Origin of the sequence: Streptomyces sp. WMMB 714 (genome assembly GCF_900090125.1) — a bacterium.
GTDB classification, from domain to species: domain Bacteria; phylum Actinomycetota; class Actinomycetes; order Streptomycetales; family Streptomycetaceae; genus Streptomyces; species Streptomyces daqingensis.
In genome coordinates this window covers 130,179-153,634 of the sequence record NZ_FMHJ01000003.1, presented here as the reverse complement: position 1 = coordinate 153,634, position 23,456 = coordinate 130,179, and the positions used below count along the sequence as shown (strand labels likewise).

The following is a 23,456-nucleotide window of genomic DNA, read 5'->3' as shown; positions in this document are numbered from 1 at the left end:
CCGGTCCGATCCAGTGAATCCCACAAGTACAGGCTAGACAACATCCCCCTTGCCGTATTGTTCAACAATCCCGTAGGTTGACAGGGATGATCGACCTCAACGCCGACCTCGGAGAGGGCTTCGGGCGGTGGCAGCTCACCGACGACGACGCCCTGCTCACCTCGGTCACCAGCGCCAACGTCGCCTGCGGATTCCACGCCGGTGACCCCGTCACCATGCGCCGCGTCTGCGAGCGCGCCGCGGCCGCGGGCGTGAGCATCGGGGCCCAGGTCTCCTACCGCGACCTGGCCGGCTTCGGACGCCGCTCCATGGACGTGCCCGCGGCCGATCTCGCGGCCGAGGTCGCCTACCAGATCGGCGCTCTGGAGATCTTCGCGCGCGCGGCGGGCTCCGCCGTCCGCTACGTCAAGCCGCACGGAGCGCTCTACAACCGCTGCGTGCGGGACGCCGGGCAGGCCGCGGCCGTCGTCGAGGGCATCCGCCTGGCGGGCGGGGCCCTGCCCGTGCTGGGGCTCCCCGGTTCCGAGCTGCACTCCGCCGCGGCGGCCGCCGGACTGCCGGTCGTCAACGAGGCGTTCGCCGACCGCGGTTACCGCCCGGACGGCACGCTGGTGCCCCGCACCGAGCCCGGCGCGCTGCTCGACGACCCGGAGCGGATCGTCGAGCGCTGCTTCGCCATCGCCCGCGGTGAGGAGGTCGCGGCCGTCGACGGCACGCCTCTGCGGCTGCCCGCCCGCTCGCTGTGCCTCCACGGGGACACCCCCGGCGCCGCACGGCTGGCCCGCCGGATCCGGGCCGAGCTGGGCGACGCGGACATCACGCTGAGGGCCTTCGCATGACGGGCACGGGCACGGACACGGGAGCGGGGAGCCGGGCCACCGGCCCGCGCGCGGGGCACGGGGCCGCGGGCGCCGCACCCCGGCCGGTCGTGATCCCCGTGGGCCGGGACGCCCTGCTCGTCGAACTGCCCGACGGCGAGGTGGCAGAGGCGTTCCACGCCGAGCTGCTCCGCTGTCGCGACGCCGGCCGCCTGCCGGAGGTCACGGAGATCGTGCCGGGGGCACGCACGGTGCTGCTGGACGGACTGGCCGAGCCGCAGCGGCTCGCCGCGTCGCTGGCCGAGTGGGACGTCCCCCCTCTCGTGCGCAGCGCCGGACCCGCCGTGGAGATCCCCGTCCGCTACGACGGGCCCGATCTGGACGACGTCGCCGCGATGTGGGGTGTCGCGCCCGAGGAGGTCGCCCGGATCCACGCGGCCACCGACTTCCGGGTGGCCTTCTGCGGCTTCGCCCCCGGGTTCGGCTATCTGACGGGGCTGCCGGAGAAGTACCACGTGCCGCGCCGCTCCGACCCGCGCACCCGGGTCCCGGCGGGCGCCGTGGGGCTCGCCGGGCCGTACACGGGTGTCTACCCGCGGTCCTCGCCCGGCGGCTGGCAGCTCATCGGCACCGCGGTGCGCACCGTGCTGTGGGACACCGGGCGTGAGCCGGCCGCTCTGCTCGCACCGGGTACGCGGGCCCGCTTCGTCCCGGAGGACGGTTCCGGAGCGGGGCCGCGAAACGACCAGGGGGACGACGCGTGAGCGCCGTGGAGCTGCACGTCGTCCGCGCCGGGGTGCTCACCACCGTCCAGGACCTGGGCCGCCCCGGCCACGCGCACCTCGGCGTGCCCCGGTCCGGCGCGCTGGACGAGCCGGCCCATCTGCTCGCCAACAGGCTCCTCGGCAACCCCGGCGGCGCCGCGACCCTGGAGACGACGGTGAACGGCTGCGCCGTGCGTGCCGTCGCAGGGGACGGCGCCGCTGTCCGCGCGGTGGTGACGGGTGCCTCCTGCGCGGTGAGCGTCGACGGGCGGCCCGCGCCCTGGGGTGTGCCGTTCCGGCTTCCGGCGGGCGCGGTGCTGGACGTGGGGCCCGCCGGATTCGGGGTGCGCTCCTACCTGGCCTTCTCGGGAGGCGTCGACGCGGAGCCCGTCCTGGGCAGCCGCTCCACCGACCTGCTCTCCGGGCTCGGCCCGGCCCCGTTGCGGGACGGCGACCGCCTCGCCCTCGGCGGGAGCGCCGCGTCCGGCGGCCGCGGTGAGCACGACGGCGCGGGCGCCGTCCACGCGGACGCCGCACCGTGGTCCGCTCCGCCGCGGGAGCTGCTGCTGCCCGTCGTCCCGGGGCCCCGCGCGGACTGGTTCACACGGGAGGCGCTGCGCACCCTGCTCACCGGCGAGTACCGGGTCTCCGCCGACAGCAACCGCGTGGGACTGCGGCTCGAAGGGCCGGTCCTGGAACGCGCCGAGCGGGCGGAGCTGCCCAGCGAGGGCATGGTGGCAGGCGCCCTCCAGGTGCCGCCCGAGGGGCGTCCCGTCGTCTTCCTCGCCGACCACCCCGTCACCGGGGGCTACCCGGTGATCGGCGTCGCGCTGCGGGAGGCGCTCGCCGCGGCGGCGCAGGCCGTGCCCGGTACGCCCGTCCGCTTCACCCCGGCGTCGGGGCAGCCGCCCGCCTGAGCGTTTCCCTGATCAACACGACCACGTGTGGCAACGACCACTGGAACCCAAGGGCTCGCGACGGGCCTGCTCAGAGGGATTCGCCCGGCCGGAGGTACCGGTAGCCGGAGTCGGTCTCCTCGGCGAGCCAGCCGTTGACGCTGCTGAGACCGCGGTCGTTGAGCTGCCCGTCGTGTACGGCGAACGCCCGCCGGGGCCCTACCGCGTTGACGAAGCCGATCGCCTCCGCCGTCCTCATCCACGACCCCTGCGCGGGAACCATGAGCGTCTCGACCGGCTCATCGGGCACGTGCAGCGAGTCCCCGGGGTGGTAGACCGTGTGCGGCCAGGCGGACTCGACGATGTAGCCGAGGTTCGCGCAGTCCGGCCTGCCGCCGTGGACGGAGGCGTGACGACCGCCGACGGCCCGTACGCGGAAGCCTCCGGCGGTGAACTCCCCGCCGGAGGACACCCCGACCACCTCCAGGCCCGGGATATCCGCCTCGCTGGGGGCGTAGACCGGCACACCGAGCCCGGCCAGGCGGAGGACGTCGACGTGGTCCGCGTGCTCGTGCGTCACCAGTACGGCGTCGGCGCCGGTCAGGGCCGCGGGCTCGCTCCACGTCCCCGGATCGATGACGAGCACGCGGCCGTCGTGTTCGAGCCGTACACATGCGTGGGTGTACTTGGTGATCCGCATGGGTGCGAACGTACCGGCCCCGACCGCGGCCCTCCCTCGGTTCGCCCAGGCCCAGGAGGCGTGCGGGGAGCGGGAGTTCGCCGGACGGGGCGGTGGCGGGCCTTCCGCCGTCCCGGGACGGATGGACGGATGGACGGGCGCCGCGGCCGTCCGTCCTGCACGGAGAGCTCCGCGACGTCCGCCGCTCCGGCGGCGCGGCGGATCGGCGTGGGCGACGGGTGGCGCGAATCACCCGCTCCCGGTGCTCGGAGAAAGTGACTGGCCGGTAAATTCTTGCCCCGAGGGTCGGAGCGGCCCGGCCGGCCCGGCCTTCCGCCAACGTGCGGGGCATCCGGCGGCTACGCTCCGGCGAAGCACAGCCATGAAGGGGGCCGTGAGTGACCGCAGAGGCCGTACGGGACGCCCGTACCGGTTCGACTGCCGGGGCCGGCCCCGGCGGGTCCGCCGCCCGGGTCCCGGAGCCGGAACCGCCCGCCGGAACGTCCGCGGTGGCGGGCGCCGAGCCGGCCTCCGTGTCCGGCCTGTACGGGAGCGGCGGCGAAAGACCTCTGCGCATCGCCCTGTTGAGCTACAAGGGCAACCCGTTCTGCGGCGGCCAGGGCGTCTACGTGCGCCACCTGTCCCGGGAACTGGCCCGGCTGGGACACAGCGTCGAGGTGCTCGGCGCCCAGCCCTACCCCGTGCTCGACGAAGGCGTCACCCTCACCGAGCTCCCCAGCCTCGACCTGTACCGCCAGCCCGACCCCTTCCGGACGCCGGGCCGCGGCGAGTACCGGGACTGGGTGGACTGGCTGGAGGTGGCGACGATGTGGACCGGCGGCTTCCCGGAGCCCCTGACGTTCTCGCTGCGTGCCCGCCGCCATCTCGCCGCCCGGCGCGGCGAGTTCGACGTCGTCCACGACAACCAGACGCTCGGCTACGGCCTGTTGGGCGACCTCGGCGCCCCGCTGGTGACGACGATCCACCACCCCATCACCGTCGACCGGCAGTTGGAGCTGGACGCCGCCACGAGCCGCCGCGCCCGCGCGTCCGTGCGCCGCTGGTACGGCTTCACGCGGATGCAGCGGCGCGTGGCCCAAAGGCTGCCGTCGGTGCTCACCGTCTCCGGCACCTCCGGGCAGGAGATCACCGACCACCTCGGCGTGCGCCCGGACCGCGTCCACGTCGTCCACATCGGCGCCGACACGGAGCTGTTCTCGCCCGACCCGGCGGTCCCCGAGGTGCCCGGACGGATCGTGACCACCTCCAGCGCGGACGTGCCCCTCAAGGGCCTCGTGCATCTGGTGGAGGCACTCGCCAAGCTGCGTACGGAAGTCGAGGACGCCCACCTCGTCGTCGTCGGCAAGCGCCCCGCGGCGGGGCCCGTGGCGGACGCGATGCGGCGCTACGGACTCCAGCACGCCGTGGAGTTCGTCAAGGGCATCAGCGACGCCGAGCTCGCCGGCCTGGTCCGCACGGCCCAAGTCGCCTGCGTGCCCTCGCTGTACGAGGGTTTCTCGCTGCCCGCGGTGGAGGCGATGGCGACGGGCACCCCCCTGGTCGCCACCACGGGCGGCGCCCTGCCGGAGGTCGCCGGCGACGACGGCGACACGTGCCTGGCCGTGCCGCCCGGCGACGCGGGCGCACTGGCCGCCGCGCTGGGCCGCCTGATGGGCGACCCCGCGCTCCGCGTCCGGCTGGGGACCGCCGGGCGCGAACGGGTGCTGAGCCGCTTCACCTGGGAGCAGGCCGCCCGGGGCACGGTGGCGCACTACCGCGCCGCCGTCGCCGGACGCCCCCGCGCCGCCGCGCACCGGGACGGGCCGGTGCTGAGCGTGCCGCGCTGAGCCCTCCCCCACGGCCTGCGGCCGCCCGCCCGCCGGCCGTGCGACCGCCCCCGTCCTCTCCGCCAACTCGCCGAAAGCAGAGGCAGACACAGTGCTGACCGTCGACTTCTCCCGCTTCCCGCTCGCACCCGGAGACCGCGTACTCGACCTCGGCTGCGGCGCCGGGCGGCACGCCTTCGAGTGCTACCGGCGCGGAGCACGCGTCGTCGCCCTCGACCGCAACGCGGAGGAGATTCGCGAGGTCGCCTCCTGGTTCGCCGCCATGGCGGAGGCGGGGGAGGCACCCGCGGGCGCGAGCGCCACCGCCATGGAGGGGGACGCGCTGGCGCTGCCGTTCCCGGACGACAGCTTCGACGTCGTGATCATCTCCGAGGTCATGGAGCACATCCCCGACGACAAGGGCGTGCTGGCCGAGATGGTCCGCGTGCTGCGACCGGGCGGCCGGATCGCGGTGACCGTGCCGCGCTACGGGCCGGAGAAGGTCTGCTGGGCCCTCAGCGACGCGTACCACGAGGTCGAGGGCGGTCACATCCGCATCTACCGCGCCGACGAACTGCTGCGGAAGATGCGGGAGTCGGGGCTGCGCCCGTACGGAACGCACCACGCGCACGGGCTGCACTCGCCGTACTGGTGGCTCAAGTGCGCCTTCGGAGTGGAGCGCGACGGCGACGAGGCGGCGCTGCCGGTGCGCGCCTACCACAAGCTGCTCGTCTGGGACATCATGAAGAAGCCGCTGGCCACGCGGCTGGCGGAGCGGGCGCTCGACCCGCTCATCGGCAAGAGCTTCGTGGCGTACGCGACGAAGCCGCACCTGCCCGCCGACGTACCGGACGCGGCAGCCGCCGCCCCCGCCGGAGTGTCCGCCGCCACGGAGCAGGGGAAGGCGTGACGAGCCCGGAGCGCACCGAACGACTCGTACTGGACGGCGTGCTGACCGCCGCGCAGGCCGGTCAGACCGTCGGAGGGCTGCTGGCGGTCCAGCGCGCGGACGGGGCGATCCCGTGGTTCCGCGGCGGCCACCTCGACCCCTGGGACCACGTCGAGGCGGCCATGGCCCTCGACACGGCCGGCGAACACGAACGCGCCGACGCCGCCTACCGCTGGCTCGCGGAACACCAGCTCCCCGACGGCTCCTGGTACGCCGCCTACGCCGACGGGGACGCCTCCCGGCCCACCGACCGGGCACGCGAGACCAACTTCTGCGCGTACATCGCCGTCGGCGTCTGGCACCACTACCTCTCCACCGGGGACGAGGCCTTCCTGGAGCGCATGTGGCCCGCCGTCGCGTCCGCGATGGAGTTCGTGCTGCGGCTCCAGCAGCCCGGCGGTCAGATCGGGTGGAAGAGGGAGCCCGACGGCACGCCCGTCACCGACGCCCTCCTCACCGGCTCCGCCTCCGTGCACCAGGCGCTGCGCTGCGCGCTCGCGCTCGCCGAGCACCGCGAGGAGAGCCAGCCCGACTGGGAGCTGGCCCTGGGGCTGCTCGGGCATGCCGTGCGCTGCCACCCGGAGCGGTTCCTCGACAAGTCCCGCTACTCGATGGACTGGTACTACCCCGTCCTCGGCGGGGTGCTGCGGGGCGACGAGGCCAGGGCCCGCATCGACGAGGGGTGGGACCGGTTCGTCGTGCCCGGCCTGGGCGTGCGGTGCGTGCTGCCCAACCCCTGGGTCACGGGCGGCGAGAGCGCCGAACTGGCCCTGGCCCTCTGGGCGATGGGGGAGTCGGACCGGGCGCTGCAGATACTGAAGTGGGTGCAGCACCTGCGCGCCGAGGACGGTCTCTACTGGACGGGCTACGTCTTCGAGGACGACGCCCTCTGGCCGGAGGAGCTGACGACGTGGACGGCCGGCTCGCTGCTGCTGGCCGTCGCCGCGTTGGGCGGGGACGAGCCCACCGTCCAGGTCTTCGGCGGTGAACGCCTCCCCGCCGGGCTGCCGCCGGACTGCTGCTGACACGACAGCGGCGAGGGCCCTCTCCCCGGAACTCCGGGGAGAGGGCCCTCGCCGTCCGTGGACCGGGACGCCGCCGCGCGGCTCAGCCGCGCTGGATGCCCGAGGTGTCCTGCAGGACGCCCCTGCGGCCGTCCTGCGTCTGCGCGACGAGCGCCTGGCCGCGCTGGTCGACTGCCAAGTACCACGTACCCGGGGCGAGTTCGGCCACGGGCTGCTGCCCGCCGTCCTCGCCGAAGAGCGGACGCGTGACGGGCACGGCGAACCAGAACGGCTGGAAGTTCGGGTCCGGGGCTCCTCCGCCTGCCGCCGGACCACCACCCTGCTGCGGCTGCCCGGGCTGCCCCGGCTGCGGGCCGCCCGGCTGGGGCTGACCCGGCTGGGGCCCGCCCGGGTAGCCGTAACCGCCCTGCGGCTGCCCGCCGTACGGACCCTGCTGGCCGGGCTGACCCGGATACCCGTAGCCGCCCGGCTGCCCGCCGTACGGGGTGGGCTTGGGCTTGGGTGCCGGGAGCAGCTGGGCCTTCATCGCCGGGACCAGCGAGCCGGCGACCGCCGCCGCGGCGAGGAGCAGCGAGAAGAGCAGCGTCAGGTACGCGCCGACGCCCAGCGCCCAGTTCTCGTTGGGGTCCGCCGCCCCGTCCGGCTGGTCCAGCACGGGCAGCATCACCGACACCAGCGACCACACGCCGGCCCACGCCACCACCAGGCTCAGTACCAGGCCCCACTGGTCCAGCGCGATCCCGAGGAGCTTGCGGCCCTCCGGCAGCAGCCGGGCCGCGACGAACAGCGCCGCGGCGATGAGCCCGAGCAGGTGCACGCTCGGCAGCATCGGCAGTGTGGCCCGGGACCAGGCGGAGACGCTGCAGGAGTCGATGGGGCAGTCACGATCGAGATCGAAGAACGGAAGGAAGGAAGCGATCAGCAGCAGCACCGCTGCCCCGATCACCGCGCCATCGCCTCGTGTGAGCGAGCGGATGTTCACGTGGGGTCCTTAGTAGGTTTCAAGAGGTCTTGTTCCGGGCCGGGTAGCACCCCATCGTACGGACGGGCCGGGCGCCCGGCAGGGCGGGTCGCCTTCCGGACGGGGACGCGCGAACGGCTCCGTACGGGACCGCTCGGAAGGTTCCGTACGGGACCCGTCGCGAGGCGGGTTCCGCGAGGCCCCCCGCCTCCCCGCGCGGCGCGGACGTACGCACCGGGGCGGCGGTTGCGGCGCCGGGCCGCCCGGCCGCCCGGAGAGGTCCGGCGCGCGTGCCTTCAGGACTTGGGCCTTCCCTCGAGGAACTCCGCGACGCCCTCGGCGACTCCGCGTGCCGCACGGTCACGCCACTCGCCGTCGGTGAGGTTCTTCGCGTCCTCGGCGTTGCGCATGTTCCCGCACTCCAGGAAGACCTTCGGGACCCGGCTGAGGTTGAGGCCGCCCAGGTCGCCGCGGGTGTCGATGCCCTTGCCGTCGCCGATGTAGCGGGCGGGCTCCTCGTCGGTGGACTTGCGGAAGGCGGCGACCAGTTCACGTCCCAGGACGCGCGAGGGCCCGGCGATGGCGCTGGTGTCGGCGGCCCCTTCGTCGACGGACGCGGGAAGGATCACGTGGAAGCCCCGCTCACGCGCGGGCGCGCCGTCGGCGTGCAGCGAGACGGCCGCGTCGGCGTCCGCCTCGTTGCCCGCCTTCGCGCGGGCGTCGACGCACGGGCCCCACGCGCGGTCGCCGTCGTGCGTCAGCTTCACCGTGGCGCCCCGCTCCTCCAGGCCGTTGCGGACCCGGCGGGCGAGATCGAGGGTGAACTCGGCCTCCGCGTAACCGGATTCGGTCGCGGTGCCGGTGGTGTCGCACGCCTTGCGGGAGGTGCCGATGCCGACGGTGCGGTTGATCTCCGCCGCGTGGTCGCGGTTGCGCGGGTTGTGGCCGGGGTCGATCACGACGGTCCTGCCCGCGAGGGGCTTCCGCTCCGGCCGGGACGGGCGCGCCGCCTCACCGCCGTCGCCGGACGGACGCCCGTCCGAAGCCTGCGAGTCCTTCTCCGACGACGCGGGCGGCGGCAGCAGCGTGGGCGCCGCCTCACCCTCTCCCGAACCCGCGCCGGCGTCTGCGGCCTGCATGATCAGCCACGCCGCGAAGGAGGCCGGCAGCAGCACGGCCACGACCGTGGCGGCATGCCTCGCCCGGCCCCGCGCGGCTCCTGGCCGGGGAGCCCGACGGGGCTCCGGCGGCTGCTCGTTCGGTGGCGGACTTCCCTCATGCACGTCAGGGATGCTACGGGCTCCGTCAGATTCCCGGGCCGGTACGCCGCAGAACGCGCAGCGAGCCCGTCACCGAGACCTCCTCGAAGGCACCGGAGGCCAGCGCACGGCGGTAGATCCGGTACGGCGCCCTGCCCCCGTCGGCGGGGTCGGGGAAGACGTCGTGGATGACGAGCAGGCCGTCCCGCGCGATGTGCGGTGCCCAGCCCTCGTAGTCGGCCGTGGCGTGCTCGTCGGTGTGGCCGCCGTCGACGAACACCATCCCCAACTCGCCGCCCCACACGGCCGCGACGCGCGGGGAGCGGCCCACCACCGCCACGACGTGCTCCTCGAGGCCCGCCTGGAACAGCGTCCGGCGGAAGACGGGCAGCGTGTCCATCAGCCCGCTGTGCGGGTCGACGACCTCCGGGTCGTGGTACTCCCACCCGGGCTGCTGCTCCTCGCTGCCCCGGTGGTGGTCGACGGTGACCACGGTGACGTCCGCCGCGCGGGCGGCGTCCGCGAGCAGCACGGTGGAGCGTCCGCAGTACGTGCCGATCTCCAGCAGCGGCAGACCCAGACGTGCCGCCCGTACCGCCGCGCCGTACAGGGCGAGGCCCTCGTCGGCCGGCATGAACCCCTTGGCGGCTTCGAAGGCGGCGAGTGCGGCGGCAGCGGGCCGTGCGGCGGGCTCCGCTGCTTCGGGCCCGGGTGCGGCGGCTTCCGGTGCTGCGGGCTCCGGCGCCCTTCTGGCCTGCGTCATCTGGATCCTCCGGCGGCGCGACGTCGCCGCCCATGCTGCCCCACCCTCTCCGCGGCCTCGTCGCTGCCTTCCGCAACTGGCCCTCGCCCGCCCCGAATCGGCTCCGCGCCACTACCGAACAGGTCGGACTTACGCCACAATCCAGACACCCCCCACCACGTCCCGAGGGGGAAACCCATGCGCACCCGAACCGCAGCCGCACTTGCCGCCGTCGCCGCGCTCACACTCGCCGGCTGCGGAGCAGCCGGAGGCCACGAGCCGCCCAAGGCCGAGGCGACGCCCGGCTACAACGACACCGACGACTCCACCCTCAACGACACCCCGGCCGACTGGGACGAGGAAGACCTGGAGTACACGCCGGAACCCGAGCCGGTCATCAGTGAACCGAAGGCGAAGGACTTCAAGGTCACGCTGAAGGTCAAGTCGAAGGCGTGCTTCGGGTCCGCGGGCTGCAACTACACCGTCGAGCCGGACGTCGCCTACAACGGGGCCTTGCCGCTCGACGACACCAGGACGTTCGACCTCACCTACAAGATCACCGGACCTGAGACGGCACCGGTCATCGACACCGCCACCATCGACGGAGACCAAGTCAGCTACACCCCAAGCATCTTCAGTACCGCCCCCGGGGTCACACCAAAGGCCTCAGTCGTCTCCGTCGAGGAAGGCGGCAGCTGGTGAGCAGCCGCCGGCGTGGCACGACGACGTAGCGCCGGACATGCGAGAGGCCCCGCCGGGTGCGGTACGGCGGGACCTCGGCATGTGACGGTTACGGGCCTACTCGGGCACGACCGCCCGAGGCAGCACCTCGTCGAGATAGTCCTGCACCGGGCCGAACAGCCCGTACGGTACGAAGTCGGGGATCTCCCGATGCTCCACCCAACACACCATGTCGAGCTCGTCGGCGTCCGCGACGTGCGCTTCACCCGAGACGACTGAACAGGCCGTGTAGTGCATCCGCCGGCCCGTCTGCGGGTGCACCCGGTCACCGAGCACCTTCACCGACTCGACCGTCAACCCGGTCTCCTCCGCGGTCTCCCGCACCGCCGCCTCCTCCGGCGACTCGCCAGCCTCTGTCCCGCCCGCCGGGAACTGCCACGAGAGAACGCCCTCCTCGACGCGGCGGCGCACCATCAGCACACGCCCGCCTTGAACGACGACCGCGGCAGAGATGCCGGGGTTCTGCCCGGTCTGCGCGTTCATGTGGTTGCCTCCGGTGCAGCCATGCCCGGCGGACGGACGGACCTGATGACGCACGCCGTCATCGCTGCTGTCGCCGATGGACGTCGTGGCGCTCGTCGCCCAGACGATCTACGCCGCACTCCGGCCTGTCCGCCGCCGTTGACCGCTCACTTGCAGACGGAAGGATCCCTTGCCAGGAAGATGACGGAACTCTGACGCATGCGCAACAAAGCTGGCGCGTCCTGCCCGCGCGATGCTCGAATCACTCACGTGGACACACCGACCCCGCACAACTCCCCAGCCGACGGCCAGGGTTCCCCCGTTGGCCGGAGGGTGGTGTTCGGCATGCTCGGCCTCGGCGCGGCCGGGCTCGTGGCCGCCCCTCAGCTGCAACGCGGCATGGAGAGCGTCCTGGGCGCCGTCTCCGGCAAGGACCCGACGGGGGTGAGCGGGCTGCTGCCCAACGGCGGCGGCTTCCGCTACTACTCGGTGGCCTCGTCCGTCCCCCGCAAGGGCAGCGGCGACTACGCCCTCACGGTCGGCGGCCTCGTCGAACGGCCCGGCCGGTACAGCCTCGCCGAACTGCGCGACCTCCCGCAGCAGCGCATGGTGCGCGACGTGCAGTGCGTGACGGGCTGGCGCGTGCCGCGGACGCCCTTCGAGGGGGTGCGCCTCTCGCGGCTCCTCGAAGCGGCCGGCGTACGCCCCGGAGCGGGAGCCGTCCGCTTCACCTGCTTCGACGGCGTGTACAGCGAGAGCCTCACCCTGAAGCAGGCCATGCGCGACGACGTCCTCGTCGCGCTGCGCATGCGGGACAAGCCGCTCAGCCACGCGCACGGCGGGCCGGTGCGGCTGTACGTCGCGCCCATGTACTTCTACAAGTCGGCGAAGTGGCTCTCCGGCATCACCGTCACTCGCGACGTGCGGCCCGGTTACTGGGAGAAGCGCGGCTACGACGTCGACGCCTGGGTGGGGAAGTCGAACGGACGTGACGATGCTCCGACAGCAGCCTGAACACCCGGGCCCGGTCCGCGCGGAGCCGGACGCCGCGGGCCCGCCCTCCGCCGGCCCGGGCCGCCCCCGGCCGTCCGGCACCGTGCTGCGCTTCACGCGCGCCGTGCGCTGGTGCCACCACGCCACGGCGGTGCTCATGGCGCTGTGCGTCGGCTCGGCGCTGTGCCTGTACGTGCCGGGGCTGGCCGAACTCGTGGGCCGCCGTGCCCTGGTGGTGACCGTCCACGAGTGGTCGGGGCTGGCGCTGCCCGTGCCGCTTCTGCTGGGGCTGGCCTCCCGCCCGCTCCGTGCCGACCTGCGCCGCCTCAACCGCTTCGGACCGCACGACAGGCGGTGGCTCCGCGCCGCGCTGCGCGCCCGGCGTCCGCATCCGGGCCGCTGGGAGCAGTGGGAGGCGGGCAAGTTCAACGCCGGGCAGAAGGTGTTCGCCGCCTGGATCGCCGGAGCCGTGCTGGTGATGACCGGTACCGGCCTTCTGATGTGGTTCACCGGGCTGGCGCCGCTGGTCTGGCGTACGAGCGCCACGTTCGTGCACGACTGGCTCGCGCTGGCCGTCGGCGTCGTCCTGGCGGCGCACGTCGCGATGGCCGCCGCGCGCCCTGAGGCCCGCAGGGCGATGCGCACGGGCAGGGCGGACCGCGCCTGGGCCCGGCGCGAGCATCCGCTGTGGGAGCCCGCTGACGGCACCGCCGGCTCTTCCACCGCCGGCTCCGATGACCAGGCCGTCAGCGGCTCCCCTCCCCGGAGGGAGGGCGGCACCGGGGCCGGTGCGGGCGTCCGGCCGGGCCGCTGACCGGGCACTCTCCCGTACGCCGCATACCCGCTGGGCGGTGCGACGGCCGGGTGCGAGCATGGCCACCATGTCCTCCTCCGCCCAACCCCGGCCGGGCGACCGCTCCGGCGACCCCGACGACGGCAGCGCCCCGAGCGGCGGCGGTACGGAGACACGGCCCGCCCGCATGTGGATCGTCGTGCTCGCGGCGTGCGTCGGCCAGTTCCTCGTGGTCCTGGACGTCTCGGTGGTCAACGTCGCCCTGCCGTCCATGCGCACCGGTCTCGGTATGGACGCGGCCGGTCTGCAATGGGTGGTCAACGGTTACACGCTCACCTTCGCCGGCTTCATGCTGCTGGGCGGACGGGCCGCGGACATCTTCGGCCGGAAGCGCGTCTTCCTGCTGGGGCTCGCGCTGTTCACCGTCGCCAGCCTCCTGGGCGGTCTCGCACAGGAGCCGTGGCAGCTCCTGGCCGCGCGCGGGCTGCAGGGCACGGGCGCGGCGGTGCTCGCCCCGGCGACGCTGACGATCCTCTCCACCTCCTTTCCGCAGGGCCGCGCCCGCACCCGCGCCATCGCCACCTGGGGCGCCGTCGGTGCCGGAGGCGGAGCGGCCGGCGGTTTCGTGGGCGGCGTGCTCACGGACGTCCTGTCGTGGCGCTGGGTGCTGCTGATCAACGTGCCCGCCGGTGCCCTCGTGCTGGTCGCCGCCTCCCTGTGGCTGACGGAGGCCCGGGACCCCTCGGCTCCGCGGCGGCTCGACGTGCCGGGCGCCGTCCTCGCCACCGCGGGACTCGGCGCGCTGGCCTGGGGCATCGTGCGGACGGAGTCCGCGGGCTGGTCCTCGGCGGACGCCCTCGTTCCGCTGGCCGCCGGGCTGGTCCTCCTCGGGGCGTTCCTCGCGGTGGAGGCGCGTACCGCGGCGCCGCTCATGCCGCTGCGGCTCTTCCGGCGGCGTGCCGTATCGGCGGCGAACGCGGCGATGTTCGTCTGCGGCGGAGCGATGTTCTGCATGTGGTACTTCATGTCCCTGTACATGCAGAACGTGCTGCACTACTCGCCCCTGCAGGCCGGGCTCGGGTTCGTGCCGCAGTCGCTCAGCATCGTCGTCGGCGCCAAGACCGCCCCGTACCTGATGACGCGGATCGGCGCGCGGAACGTGGCACTCGCCGGGGTGCTGCTCGCGGGGGCCGGAACCCTGTGGCAGAGCGGCATGCACGCCGGCGGCGGCTTCCTCGGGACGGTCACCGGGCCCGGTGTGACGATGGCCCTCGGCGCGGGCATGGCGACGACGCCGCTGGCCTCCGCGGCCATGTCCCAGGCGCCCCCCGGGGACGCCGGGCTGGTGTCCGGGCTGGCCAACACCTCGCGCACGATGGGCGGTTCGCTCGGTCTCGCCGCGCTGTCGACGGTCGCGACCGCCCGCATCCAGGGAGCCGGAACCCCGGAGGCGCTGGCGTCCGGGTACGGCCTCGCCTTCCGTACCGCCACCGGCATCCTCGTGCTCTGCGCGCTGCTGGTGCTCTTCGCGATGCCCCGGCCGGAGCGCGAGCCCGAGGAGCGGGGGGAGCCCGGTGCGGGGCAGGGCGGTCCGGGGGACCGCGGGCGGCAGCGGAAGGACGAGGAGCAGCCCGCGGCCGGGCACGCCGACAAGGGCTGAGGGCTGAGGGCTGGGGGCTGAGGGCGGCGGGTGGCCAGCTGGTCACGGGGGCCGGGCCGGACGCCGCCGGAGTGCGGAAGTGGCGTGGGCCGCGGGCCGGTTCGCCGATTCGGAGAGGGCCGTTCACCGGTTCCGAGCGGGAGACGTGCGGTTGGGGGCGCCTGCCGTGATCCCGGCGGTGCGGCCGTCCCGGCCGCCCGAGCCGTTGTTCCGGATGCGCGCCGAATGCGGAATGCTGGTGCCGATCTCGCCGCCCGCGCGCGCGGCAGCTCCGAGCACGGCCCGTCCCTTCCGGGGGGCGGGCCGGATTCCGGCCGGGGCCGCAGCCGTACGCTTCCGGCGGGGTCGTGCGGGTGCCCGGAGCGATCCGCACTGGAACAGAGCCGTACAGCCGGTCCGCGAGGACGGCGGGTGCGGACATGCCGAAGGAGCCGAGAAGCGATGCCCATCGACGTCGAACGGGCCGTGTCCGCAGAGCCGAGCAGCACCCGGATCAGCTGGGGACACAAGGACGTTCAGCTCTACCATCTGGGGCTCGGCGCGGGCGTACCGGCGACCGAGCCGGGCGAGCTGCGCTACACCCTGGAGAGCCGCCTGCACGTGCTGCCCAGTTTCGCCACCGTGGCCGGCGGCGGCCTCGGAGTCATGGCAGGGCTGTCGGCACCGGGCATCGACGTGGACGCGACGTCGGTGCTGCACGGCGCCCAGACGGTGCGGACGCACCGGCCGATACCCGTCGAGGGCAGCGCGGAGCAGACGTCGTCGGTGGCCGCCGTGTACGACAAGGGCAAGGCCGCGGTCATCGTGCTGCGTTCCGAAACCGCGGACGGGGACGGCCCGTTGTGGACGTCGGAGTCCCAGCTGTTCGTCCGCGGGGAGGGCGGGTTCGGGGGCGAGCGCGGACCGTCTCCGCGTACCGAGGTGCCCGAACGCAGCCCCGACCGGGAAGTGCGCCGCGGCATCCGCGAGGAACAGGCCCTGCTCTACCGCCTGTCGGGGGACTGGAATCCGCTCCACGCCGATCCGGAGTTCGCCCGGCTCGCGGGCTTCGAGCGCCCCATCCTGCACGGGCTCTGCTCGTACGGGATGGTGCTCAAGGCCGTCGTCGACACGGTGCTCGACGGCGACGTGTCGCGCGTGAAGAGCTACAGCACTCGCTTCTCCGGGGTCGTCTACCCGGGGGAGACGCTGCGCGTGAGCATGTGGACGCAGAGCGAGGGCGGCGCCGGACGAGGCGCCGGCAGCGTGCAGTTGGCCGTCACCGCCGTCGAGCGGAACGAGGCTCCCGTGCTGACGGACGCGGTGGTCGAGCACTCCTGAGACGTCTCCCGGCGACGGAACGCTTCTGCGGCCGCACGCTCGCTTCGGGGGTTCGGTACGGGGGCGTCCCGCCTGCCACGCTCGTCGTGCACCGGTCCCGGCCGGGACCTGCCGCTCACGCCGTATGCGTAGGGACCGACTCCCCCGGCAGGGGCAGTGACGTCGGCAGCGGCGCGTCCTGCAGCGGTACGGGCCTGCGGGGGTGGCCGAGGGGCCTGCGCTGCCGGTCCGGCTGCCCGGACGGCGCACCCGGAGCGGGCGAACGGCCCTCGGACGCGGGGGCATACTCCACCGCGGGCGGGCACGGAACGCCGGTGGAGCCCGGAGGGTTGGGTGCCGCCGTCTCCGGTGTCTCCTGCCGGACCGGCGGACCCTGGCGGAACGGCGCGCTCTCCAGGGGGAGCCGCGGCGGGGGCGGGCCCGTTGCCGGGCCGACGGCACGTTCCGCGCTCTCCGCGCCGCTCTCCTCGGGGGCGGGAGGGCCCGCATGCAGTCCGGTGCCGGAGGGCTGCCCCTGCCCCGGGGTCCGTCGCGCGTCCGGCTGCGGCTCGGCGCCGCCCTCGTACCGCTGGACAGCGGGGGGCGGTACCGGCGTCGAGGCCGGGGGCGAGACCGGCTGGACGGCACCGTCCGGGGCGGCCACGGGCTGAGCCTCGGAGGCGGCGCCCGCGCCGGTCCCGGCTTCCGCTTCGGCTCCGGCGCGCCCGCCGGTTCCGGGGCCCGTGCCGGCGTCGGCCGGAGGCTCTTCGCCGAGGCCCGGCCGCGAGGTCGACTCCCGCTCCCCGCCCCCGCCTTGGAGGGCACCGCCCCGGCCTTGGAGAGCTGTGGACGGCTCGGCGCCCGGCTCCGCACCCGGCTCGGAAGTCCCGCCCGGCCCCGTCCCGGTGCCGGTCCCGGTGCCCGCGACGGTGGGCCTCGCGTCGTCTGCCGGATTGCGGCCGCGCATCCTCAGCCGCGCGAGCCCGCACGGCACGTGCGCCGTGGCGCAGGGAAGCCGAAGTTCGCCCTCGCGCGTCCACACGCCCTTTCCCGGCAGCCAGCCGCCGGGCGCACGGAACCTGCGCAGCTCCTTCTGCATGGGGCGCCATACGCCGAGCCAGGCACCGCCGGCCCGCGCCCCGGTCGTCTGCCCGTGCAGCGCCACGGCGCAGCTCTCCGGGAGCAGCATCTGCCCCGGCTGGACGGCGAACGGGGTGAGCAGTGCGTCCTCGGGGTGCAGCGATTCGGGGAACCGCACGGGGCGGTGGCTGCCGAGCACTCCCCAGCCCAGCCGCGCCTCCCCGGGGGCGTTCGACCGTACGATCAGCAGCCCGCTGTCGATGTCGGCGAGCAGCAGGCGGTCGTCGCTGTCGTCCGTGATCTGCAGCAGCGGGGTGACCTCGCCGTGCCGGGCGAAGTCGACCGCGACGGTCTTCGTGCGCCCCGTGCCCGTGGTGTCCGTGCGGTCCACCGCGAGGAGCCTCCCCTCGCGGTCCAGCCAGGCTCCGCCCGAGCAGCGCCCGGGCACCTCGGCGAGGAGCCTCGGACCTCCCTCGCCGCCCCCGGCCACGAGCCAGACGCCGGTGGTGCGCTCGCCCGGGGTCAGCGCGTACGCACGCCTCCCGCAGGGCGCGGGGGGCAGCAGCGCGAGGCGTTCGGATTCGACGGCCCCCAGGCGGAGTTCACCCGTGGCGGGACCGGTCGGATAGAGCAGCGCCAGCGAGTAGCGCCCCGCCTCCCGCCGGGCGATCAGGACCCTTCCGTCGGACAGGGGCAGCACCTGGCTGCCGGCCTCCTCCGGGCGGTCGCCGGGGAGCGGCACCGCGTAGGGCTCCGGGCCGTCCAGGGTCCAGCGCTCGGGATACCAGCCGCCCTCCGCCGACGCGTTGAGCCGTGCCGCGTAGGCGCCGTCGGCCGCGATCGTGAAAGTGGAGTGCCTTGCCGTCCGGCTGTCCGCCGCGATGCCCTCCGAGGCACAGGCAGTCATGGGTCGATCACCTCCAGTGAGGAAGCTAGGTGCCGTATCCCCGTCCGAACAATGCGAGTTCGCACGCTTCACGCGGATGAGTGGCCGATGTGCGAATTGCCTGCGCGAGGCAACCGGCGTGTGCAAGCGGCACGGTGGACAAGGGGGTACGAAGTGGGGCGTAGCGAGCGGCGCGTCCCGGGGAAGGGGAGCCGTGGAGGCCCCGGCGTCCGCCTCGCGGGCCCGTCCCGGGGGCCGTCGTACGGTGGCCGGATACCGGTCCTGCCTGGAAGGTAGCCTTTCCCCGTGCCCGAACTCTCCGAAGTCATCGCCGCGCTCGACGCCCTGTGGCCGCGCGAGCGGGCCGAGCAGTGGGACGCGGTCGGCACGGTCTGCGGCGACGTGGGTGCTCCCGGTGCGCGGGTGGAGCGGGTCCTCTTCGCGGTCGACCCCGTGCAGGAGGTCGCCGACGAAGCCGTGGAGCTGGGTGCCCAACTCCTCGTCACGCACCACCCGCTGTACCTGCGGGGGACGACCACGGTCGCGGCGGACACCTTCAAGGGCCGCGTCGTCCACACGCTCATCCGCAACGGCGTCGCGCTGCACGTCGCCCACACCAACGCCGACACCGCGGACCCGGGCGTCTCCGACGCGCTCGCCGGGGCCCTGGACCTGCGGGTGCTGGGCCCGCTCGTGCCCGACCCGTCGGACGGCGCGGGCCGCCGCGGGCTCGGCCGCGTCTGCGAACTGCCGCGCCCCATGCGGCTGTCGGAGCTGACCGTCTGGGCCGCCGAGCGGCTGCCCGTCACGGCGCAGGGCATCCGCTCCGCCGGCGAACCGGACCGCACGGTCCGCACGATCGCCGTGTGCGGCGGATCGGGCGACGGCCTCTTCGCGGAGGTGCGGGCGGCCGGTGTCGACGCCTACCTGACGGCCGACCTGCGCCACCACCCCGCCTCCGAGGCGCGGGAGCACTCGCCCCTCGCGCTGCTGGACGCCGCCCACTTCGCCACGGAGTGGCCCTGGTGCGAGCAGGCCGCCGCCCAGCTCGACGAGATCTCCGACCGGTACGGCTGGGGCCTGCGCACGCACGTCTCCCACGCCGTGACCGACCCCTGGACCGCCCACGCGGCCTCCGGCGCCGCGCCCACCGAATCCGCAGCCGCCCCTGCCCGCCCTGGCGCTGGCCGGGGCGACTCCGACGAACTCACCCCGGGAGCCCCCAACTGAAAGCCGCGCCCGCCGACCAGATCCGGCTGCTCGATGTCCAGGCGCTGGACACGCGCCTCGCGCAGCTCGCGCACAAGCGCAAGAGCATGCCCGAGCACGAGGAGATCCAGACCCTGGAGGCCGACCTCGCCCAGCTCCGCGACCTGCTCGTCGCCTCCCGTACCGAGGAGAGCGACACCGCGCGCGAGCAGGCGAAGGCCGAAGGCGACGTCGACCAGGTGCGCCAGCGCGCCGCCCGCGACCAGAAGCGGCTGGACTCGGGCTCCGTCACCAACCCCAAGGACCTGGAGAGCCTGCAGAGCGAGATCGCGTCCCTGGCCAAGCGGCAGGGGGACCTTGAGGACATCGTCCTCGAGGTGATGGAGCGCCATGAGGCCGCGCAGGAGCGCGCCGCGGAACTCGCGCAGCGCGTGGAAGCGGTGCAGGCGAAGGTGGAGGACGCCGTCTCCCGGCGCGACGCGGCGGTGGAGGGCATCGACGCCGAGTCCGCGACGGTGCGCAAGGAGCGCGACGTGGTCGCCGGGACCGTTCCCGGGGACCTGCTGAAGCTGTACGAGAAGATCCGCGAGCAGCAGGGGGGCGTCGGCGCCGCCCGTCTCTTCCAGCGCCGGTGCGAGGGCTGCCGGCTGGAGCTGAACATCACGGAGCTCAACGACGTGCGCGGCGCAGCGGAGGACGAGGTCCTGCGGTGCGAGAACTGCCGCCGCGTGCTCGTCCGTACGCCCGAGTCCGGCCTGTGACGGCGGGACGGAGCGCCGGGGCCGGGCTCACGCTCGTCGTCGAGGCGGACGGCGGCTCGCGCGGCAACCCGGGCCCCGCGGGGTACGGCGCGGTCGTGCGGGACGCGGGCAGCGGTCAAGTCCTGCGCGAGACAGCGGAGTACATCGGCGTCGCGACCAACAACGTCGCGGAGTACCGCGGGTTGATCGCGGGGCTGCGGGCGGCGCACGAACTGGCCCCGGCCGCCGAGGTGCTGGTGCGGATGGACTCCAAGCTGGTCGTCGAGCAGATGTCGGGCCGCTGGAAGATCAAGCACCCTGACATGCAGCCGCTGGCGGCGGAGGCGAAGGCGGTCTTCCCGCCCGGGTCCGTGATCCGCTACGAGTGGATCCCGCGGGCGAAGAACAAGCACGCCGACCGGCTCGCCAACGAGGCGATGGACGCGGGGAAGCGGGGCGAGCGGTGGTCGGCCGGCGAGTCCACCGCCGAACTCGACGCCGCCGGTTCCGCCGTCCCTGACGACGCCCCCGCCGCCGGTGTCCCCTCGGCCGGGGCGTCGGCGCCCGCGGAGGAGGGCGCCGCCGAGTCCGCGCCGTCCAGCGGCTGGGGCCCGGACCTCGGGCCGCCGACGACGCTCGTCCTGCTGCGCCACGGCGAGACCCCGCTGACGCCGAGCAAGCGTTTCTCCGGCAGCGGCGGTACGGACCCCGAACTCTCCGGGGCGGGGCGGCGCCAGGCCGCCGCGGTCGCGGGGGCGCTCGCCGAACGGGGCACCCTGCAGGCCGTTGTCAGCTCCCCACTGCGCCGCTGCCGCGAGACGGCGGCGGCCGTCGCGAAGCGCACCGGGCTGGACGTCCGCATCGAAGAGGGCATCCGCGAGACGGACTTCGGCGCGTGGGAGGGCCTCAGCTTCGCCGAGGTGCGTGAGCGCTACCCCGACGACCTGGAGGCGTGGCTGGGTTCGACCGGGGTCCGTCCGACGGGGGGCGGGGAGAGCTTCGACGAGGTCACGCGCCGCGTGGCGGTGGCTCGCGACAAGCTGCTGGCCCGGTACGCGGGCCGGAAGGTGCTGGTCGTCACGCACGTCACGCCGGTGAAGATCCTGGCGAGGCTCGCGCTGGGCGCTCCGCCGGAGTCGCTCTTCCGCATGGAGCTGTCGGCGGCGTCCCTGTCGTCGGTGGACTACTACGCGGACGGCACCGCGTCGCTGCGTCTGCTGAACGACACGGGGCATCTGCGCTGAGCTGAGGGCCACCACGAGTCATGCGCCGCCGGGGGCGGCGGCACGGAGTGAGCAGCACCGTGCCGCCGCCCCCGGCTTTTTCCGTGCCCGCGTGCTGCGTTCCCCGCGCGGCGACGCGTGCGCCAGGGCCGGTTCCGGGGGTGCCGCGCTTCTTCCCTGCAGGGTCTGTTGACCACCTACCGTCTGGTCGGTACGTTCACCCGGAATGCGGCCGCCCCCCCCTCACCGACGCCTCCCCACCGCATCCAACCCACCGGAGTGTGAAGCAATGGATACGGCCTCATCCGGCTCCCCGGCGACCCCGCCCGGACCCCCGCAGCCCCCGCGTCAGAACAACCGCCGTAAGGTGGCCGCCGCGGCAGCGGCGGCCTCGGCCGTGGAGTGGTACGACTACTTCATCTTCGGCATCGCTGCCGCGCTCGTGCTCGGCGGCAAGTTCTTCCCCTCCAGCAGTCCCGTGGCCGAAGTCCTCTCCTCCTTCGCGACGTTCGCCGTCGGCTTCCTGGCCCGCCCCATCGGCGGCATCATCGCCGGTCAGCTCGGGGACAAGCGGGGCAGGAAGCCCATGCTCGTCATGGCGCTGACCGTCATGGGCGTCGCCACCACCGCCATCGCGCTGCTGCCGGGCTACGACCAGATTGGCGTCGCGGCTCCCATAGCGCTCGTGCTGCTGCGCGTCCTGCAGGGCGTGGCCGTCGGGGCGCAGTGGGGCGGTGCGATGCTCATGGCCACCGAGTACGCGCCCGAGGGGAAGCGCGGCCTGTACGGCAGCCTCGTCCAACTCGGTGTGCCCATCGGGGTGGTGACGGCCAACGTGGCGTTCCTGCTCACCGAGGCGCTCACCGACGACGCCGCGTTCGGCGCGTGGGGCTGGCGACTGCCCTTCGGAGTGGGCGTGCTCGTGCTGCTCCTCGCCTGGTACATCCACACCCGCGTCGAGGAGACGCCGGAGTTCCGCGAGGCCGAGCGGGCGCTCGCCGAGCGTGAGCGTGCGGAGAGGGAGCGGAAGGAGGCGCTGAAGTCCGGCGGGGAGAAGGCCACGGACCGTTCGCCTCTGCGCACCGTCCTCAGGGAGCACTTGGGAACCGTGCTGCTCGCCGGGGGCTCCTTCGCCGTCAACACGGCCACCTTCTACATCATCATCACCGGCGTCCTGGACTACACGACGCGCGACCTGCACATGGAGCGCGGTTCCGTGCTGACGGTCTCCCTGCTGGTCAGCCTCACCCAGCTCGTGCTGATACCGGCCTCGGCGGCGGTCTCGGACCGTCTGGGCCGGCTGCCCGTCTACACGGCCGGAGCGCTGGGGATCTTCCTGTGGGCCGTGCCGATGTTCCTGCTCATCGACACCAGGTCGCTGTGGCTGCTGGGCCTCGGCACCTTCGTCACCAGCTGCTTCCTCAGCATCATGTACGGGCCTCAGGCGGCTCTCTTCGCGGAGCTGTTCACGGCCGAGATGCGGTACACCGGTGCCTCGCTGGGCTACCAGTTCGCGGCCGTGGTCGGCGGCGGGCTGGCGCCGTTCATGATGGTGCTGCTGCTGGAGGTCAGCGGCACGTCGATGGCGGTCTCCGGCTACATCATGCTGCTGGCGCTCGTCGCGCTGGCCTCGATCGCCGTACTGCACAAGCGGGCGCGGGCCCGGCAGCCGGCCGCCGCGGCGGCACGGCCCGGGGCGGAGGCGGAACCCGCCTGACGGCGCCGGATCCCCGAAGGCCGCTGAGGTGCTTGCGGGCGCCTCAGCGGCGCAGCCCGGCGGCCCCCTCGGCGAGGCGCTGCACCCGGGACCAGTCCTTGGCCGCCAGCGCCTCGGCGGGCAGCATCCACGTGCCGCCCACGCAGCCGACGTTGGGCAGTGCGAGGTACCGGGCTGCCTTCGCCTCGTCGATACCGCCCGTGGGGCAGAAACGCGCCGCCGGAAGCGGAGAGGCGAGCGACTTGAGGTAGCCGGTGCCGCCGGACGCCTCGGCCGGGAAGAACTTCATCTCCGTCACCCCGCGCTCCAGCAGCGCGAGCACTTCGGAGGCCGTGGAGACGCCCGGCAGGACGGGGACTCCGTGGCCGCGCATCGCCTCCAGCAGCCGGTCCGTCCAGCCCGGGCTGACGAGGAAGCGCGCACCCGCGGCCACCGCGCGGTCCGCGTGCTCCGGCGTGAGGACCGTCCCGGCGCCGACGACCGCCTCCGGCACCTGCTCCGCGATGGCGCGGATCGCCTCGGGCGCGGCGTCCGTGCGGAGCGTGACCTCGATGACGGGCAGCCCGCCGGCGACCAGGGCGCGGGCGAGCGGTACCGCGTCCGCCGCGTCGTCCAGGACGACGACGGGGATGACGGGGGCGAGGTCGAGGACCGGGAGCTGCCCCGGGGGCCCGGCGGACCCGGCGGGTGAGGAGGACGCGGAGGACACCATGCCTGCATCCTCTCCTCGGCCG

General features: G+C 74.3%; 22 protein-coding genes. 15 read left to right on the top strand and 7 right to left on the bottom strand.

Annotated features, from left to right (window positions below):
* Nucleotides 1–86: 86 nt before the first annotated feature.
* The 3 genes from H181DRAFT_RS06040 to H181DRAFT_RS06030 are packed head-to-tail and all read left to right on the top strand — an operon-like array spanning nucleotide 87 to nucleotide 2,499.
* Nucleotides 87–839, top strand: coding sequence for a LamB/YcsF family protein (locus H181DRAFT_RS06040; RefSeq protein ID WP_045863198.1), 753 nt, complete (start codon nucleotides 87–89; stop codon nucleotides 837–839).
* Nucleotides 836–1,582, top strand: coding sequence for a 5-oxoprolinase subunit B family protein (locus H181DRAFT_RS06035; RefSeq protein WP_078895531.1), 747 nt, complete (start codon nucleotides 836–838; stop codon nucleotides 1,580–1,582). The genes H181DRAFT_RS06040 and H181DRAFT_RS06035 overlap by 4 nt, the downstream gene beginning before the upstream one ends.
* Nucleotides 1,579–2,499, top strand: a complete 921-nt coding sequence (locus tag H181DRAFT_RS06030; RefSeq protein WP_045863197.1) for a 5-oxoprolinase subunit C family protein — start codon at nucleotides 1,579–1,581, stop codon at nucleotides 2,497–2,499. The genes H181DRAFT_RS06035 and H181DRAFT_RS06030 overlap by 4 nt, the downstream gene beginning before the upstream one ends.
* 70 nt (nucleotides 2,500–2,569) lie before the next feature.
* Here H181DRAFT_RS06030 and H181DRAFT_RS06025 read toward each other — a convergent pair whose 3' ends face one another.
* Nucleotides 2,570–3,178, bottom strand: a complete 609-nt coding sequence (locus H181DRAFT_RS06025) for an MBL fold metallo-hydrolase (protein WP_045863196.1) — start codon at nucleotides 3,176–3,178, stop codon at nucleotides 2,570–2,572.
* Between the two features lie 488 nt (nucleotides 3,179–3,666).
* On the opposite strand from H181DRAFT_RS06025, the gene H181DRAFT_RS06020 reads away from it, so the two are divergent.
* The 3 genes from H181DRAFT_RS06020 to H181DRAFT_RS06010 all read left to right on the top strand — a co-directional run bounded on the left by H181DRAFT_RS06020 (nucleotide 3,667) and on the right by H181DRAFT_RS06010 (nucleotide 6,957).
* The gene (locus H181DRAFT_RS06020) at nucleotides 3,667–5,004 is read left to right on the top strand and encodes a glycosyltransferase family 4 protein (protein ID WP_045863485.1); all 1,338 of its coding nucleotides are present in this window, start codon (nucleotides 3,667–3,669) and stop codon (nucleotides 5,002–5,004) included.
* A gap of 91 nt (nucleotides 5,005–5,095) precedes the next feature.
* Nucleotides 5,096–5,893, top strand: coding sequence for a class I SAM-dependent methyltransferase (locus H181DRAFT_RS06015; protein ID WP_045863195.1), 798 nt, complete (start codon nucleotides 5,096–5,098; stop codon nucleotides 5,891–5,893).
* Nucleotides 5,890–6,957 carry a prenyltransferase/squalene oxidase repeat-containing protein gene (locus tag H181DRAFT_RS06010; protein WP_045863194.1) on the top strand — a complete coding sequence of 356 codons (1,068 nt, stop codon included), beginning with the start codon at nucleotides 5,890–5,892 and terminating at the stop codon, nucleotides 6,955–6,957. The genes H181DRAFT_RS06015 and H181DRAFT_RS06010 overlap by 4 nt, the downstream gene beginning before the upstream one ends.
* Before the next feature lie 82 nt (nucleotides 6,958–7,039).
* Here the strand turns inward: H181DRAFT_RS06010 and H181DRAFT_RS06005 are convergent, their stop codons facing one another.
* The 3 genes from H181DRAFT_RS06005 to H181DRAFT_RS05995 all read right to left on the bottom strand — a co-directional run bounded on the left by H181DRAFT_RS06005 (nucleotide 7,040) and on the right by H181DRAFT_RS05995 (nucleotide 9,811).
* Complete coding sequence (locus H181DRAFT_RS06005; protein WP_045863193.1) at nucleotides 7,040–7,939, bottom strand: DUF5336 domain-containing protein; 900 nt, start codon at nucleotides 7,937–7,939, stop codon at nucleotides 7,040–7,042.
* A gap of 275 nt (nucleotides 7,940–8,214) precedes the next feature.
* The gene (locus H181DRAFT_RS06000) at nucleotides 8,215–9,093 is read right to left on the bottom strand and encodes an N-acetylmuramoyl-L-alanine amidase (protein ID WP_254666726.1); all 879 of its coding nucleotides are present in this window, start codon (nucleotides 9,091–9,093) and stop codon (nucleotides 8,215–8,217) included.
* Between the two features lie 130 nt (nucleotides 9,094–9,223).
* Nucleotides 9,224–9,811, bottom strand: a complete 588-nt coding sequence (locus H181DRAFT_RS05995) for a class I SAM-dependent methyltransferase (protein WP_045863483.1) — start codon at nucleotides 9,809–9,811, stop codon at nucleotides 9,224–9,226.
* A 306-nt stretch (nucleotides 9,812–10,117) separates the two neighbouring features.
* Here H181DRAFT_RS05995 and H181DRAFT_RS05990 point away from each other — a divergent pair, with 306 nt between their 5' ends.
* Nucleotides 10,118–10,621 (top strand): hypothetical protein, encoded by a 504-nt coding sequence (locus H181DRAFT_RS05990; protein ID WP_052708473.1) that lies wholly within the window; start codon nucleotides 10,118–10,120, stop codon nucleotides 10,619–10,621.
* A 96-nt stretch (nucleotides 10,622–10,717) separates the two neighbouring features.
* Here H181DRAFT_RS05990 and H181DRAFT_RS05985 read toward each other — a convergent pair whose 3' ends face one another.
* Nucleotides 10,718–11,143, bottom strand: coding sequence for an NUDIX hydrolase (locus H181DRAFT_RS05985; protein ID WP_045863192.1), 426 nt, complete (start codon nucleotides 11,141–11,143; stop codon nucleotides 10,718–10,720).
* A 324-nt stretch (nucleotides 11,144–11,467) separates the two neighbouring features.
* On the opposite strand from H181DRAFT_RS05985, the gene H181DRAFT_RS05980 reads away from it, so the two are divergent.
* The 4 genes from H181DRAFT_RS05980 (at nucleotide 11,468) to H181DRAFT_RS05965 (ending at nucleotide 15,888) form a co-directional block, all read left to right on the top strand.
* On the top strand, nucleotides 11,468–12,136 hold the full coding sequence (locus tag H181DRAFT_RS05980; RefSeq protein ID WP_254666748.1) for a molybdopterin-dependent oxidoreductase: 669 nt from the start codon (nucleotides 11,468–11,470) through the stop codon (nucleotides 12,134–12,136).
* Nucleotides 12,137–12,218: 82 nt separating this feature from the next.
* On the top strand, nucleotides 12,219–12,929 hold the full coding sequence (locus H181DRAFT_RS05975) for a cytochrome b/b6 domain-containing protein (RefSeq protein WP_302622629.1): 711 nt from the start codon (nucleotides 12,219–12,221) through the stop codon (nucleotides 12,927–12,929).
* 166 nt (nucleotides 12,930–13,095) lie between these two features.
* A complete protein-coding gene (locus H181DRAFT_RS05970; protein WP_254666746.1) occupies nucleotides 13,096–14,568 on the top strand; it encodes an MFS transporter in 1,473 nt (490 codons plus the stop codon).
* A gap of 441 nt (nucleotides 14,569–15,009) precedes the next feature.
* Nucleotides 15,010–15,888: a MaoC/PaaZ C-terminal domain-containing protein gene (locus tag H181DRAFT_RS05965; protein ID WP_045863190.1), complete on the top strand. Its 879-nt coding sequence runs from the start codon at nucleotides 15,010–15,012 to the stop codon at nucleotides 15,886–15,888.
* A gap of 115 nt (nucleotides 15,889–16,003) precedes the next feature.
* Here the strand turns inward: H181DRAFT_RS05965 and H181DRAFT_RS29320 are convergent, their stop codons facing one another.
* Nucleotides 16,004–17,854 carry a hypothetical protein gene (locus H181DRAFT_RS29320; protein ID WP_052708472.1) on the bottom strand — a complete coding sequence of 617 codons (1,851 nt, stop codon included), beginning with the start codon at nucleotides 17,852–17,854 and terminating at the stop codon, nucleotides 16,004–16,006.
* 285 nt (nucleotides 17,855–18,139) lie between these two features.
* Between H181DRAFT_RS29320 and H181DRAFT_RS05955 the strand changes: the two genes are divergently transcribed.
* The 4 genes from H181DRAFT_RS05955 to H181DRAFT_RS05940 all read left to right on the top strand — a co-directional run bounded on the left by H181DRAFT_RS05955 (nucleotide 18,140) and on the right by H181DRAFT_RS05940 (nucleotide 22,722).
* Entirely contained in the window at nucleotides 18,140–19,063 is a 924-nt protein-coding gene (locus H181DRAFT_RS05955) for a Nif3-like dinuclear metal center hexameric protein (RefSeq protein WP_045863189.1), read from the top strand.
* On the top strand, nucleotides 19,060–19,803 hold the full coding sequence (locus H181DRAFT_RS29635) for a zinc ribbon domain-containing protein (RefSeq protein ID WP_045863478.1): 744 nt from the start codon (nucleotides 19,060–19,062) through the stop codon (nucleotides 19,801–19,803). The genes H181DRAFT_RS05955 and H181DRAFT_RS29635 overlap by 4 nt, the downstream gene beginning before the upstream one ends.
* On the top strand, nucleotides 19,800–21,026 hold the full coding sequence (locus H181DRAFT_RS05945; protein ID WP_045863188.1) for a bifunctional RNase H/acid phosphatase: 1,227 nt from the start codon (nucleotides 19,800–19,802) through the stop codon (nucleotides 21,024–21,026). The genes H181DRAFT_RS29635 and H181DRAFT_RS05945 overlap by 4 nt, the downstream gene beginning before the upstream one ends.
* A gap of 268 nt (nucleotides 21,027–21,294) precedes the next feature.
* On the top strand, nucleotides 21,295–22,722 hold the full coding sequence (locus H181DRAFT_RS05940) for an MFS transporter (protein ID WP_045863187.1): 1,428 nt from the start codon (nucleotides 21,295–21,297) through the stop codon (nucleotides 22,720–22,722).
* A gap of 43 nt (nucleotides 22,723–22,765) precedes the next feature.
* On the opposite strand, the gene eda is transcribed toward H181DRAFT_RS05940, so the two are convergent.
* Nucleotides 22,766–23,434 carry a bifunctional 4-hydroxy-2-oxoglutarate aldolase/2-dehydro-3-deoxy-phosphogluconate aldolase gene (eda, locus tag H181DRAFT_RS05935; protein WP_045863186.1) on the bottom strand — a complete coding sequence of 223 codons (669 nt, stop codon included), beginning with the start codon at nucleotides 23,432–23,434 and terminating at the stop codon, nucleotides 22,766–22,768.
* Nucleotides 23,435–23,456 lie beyond the last annotated feature (22 nt).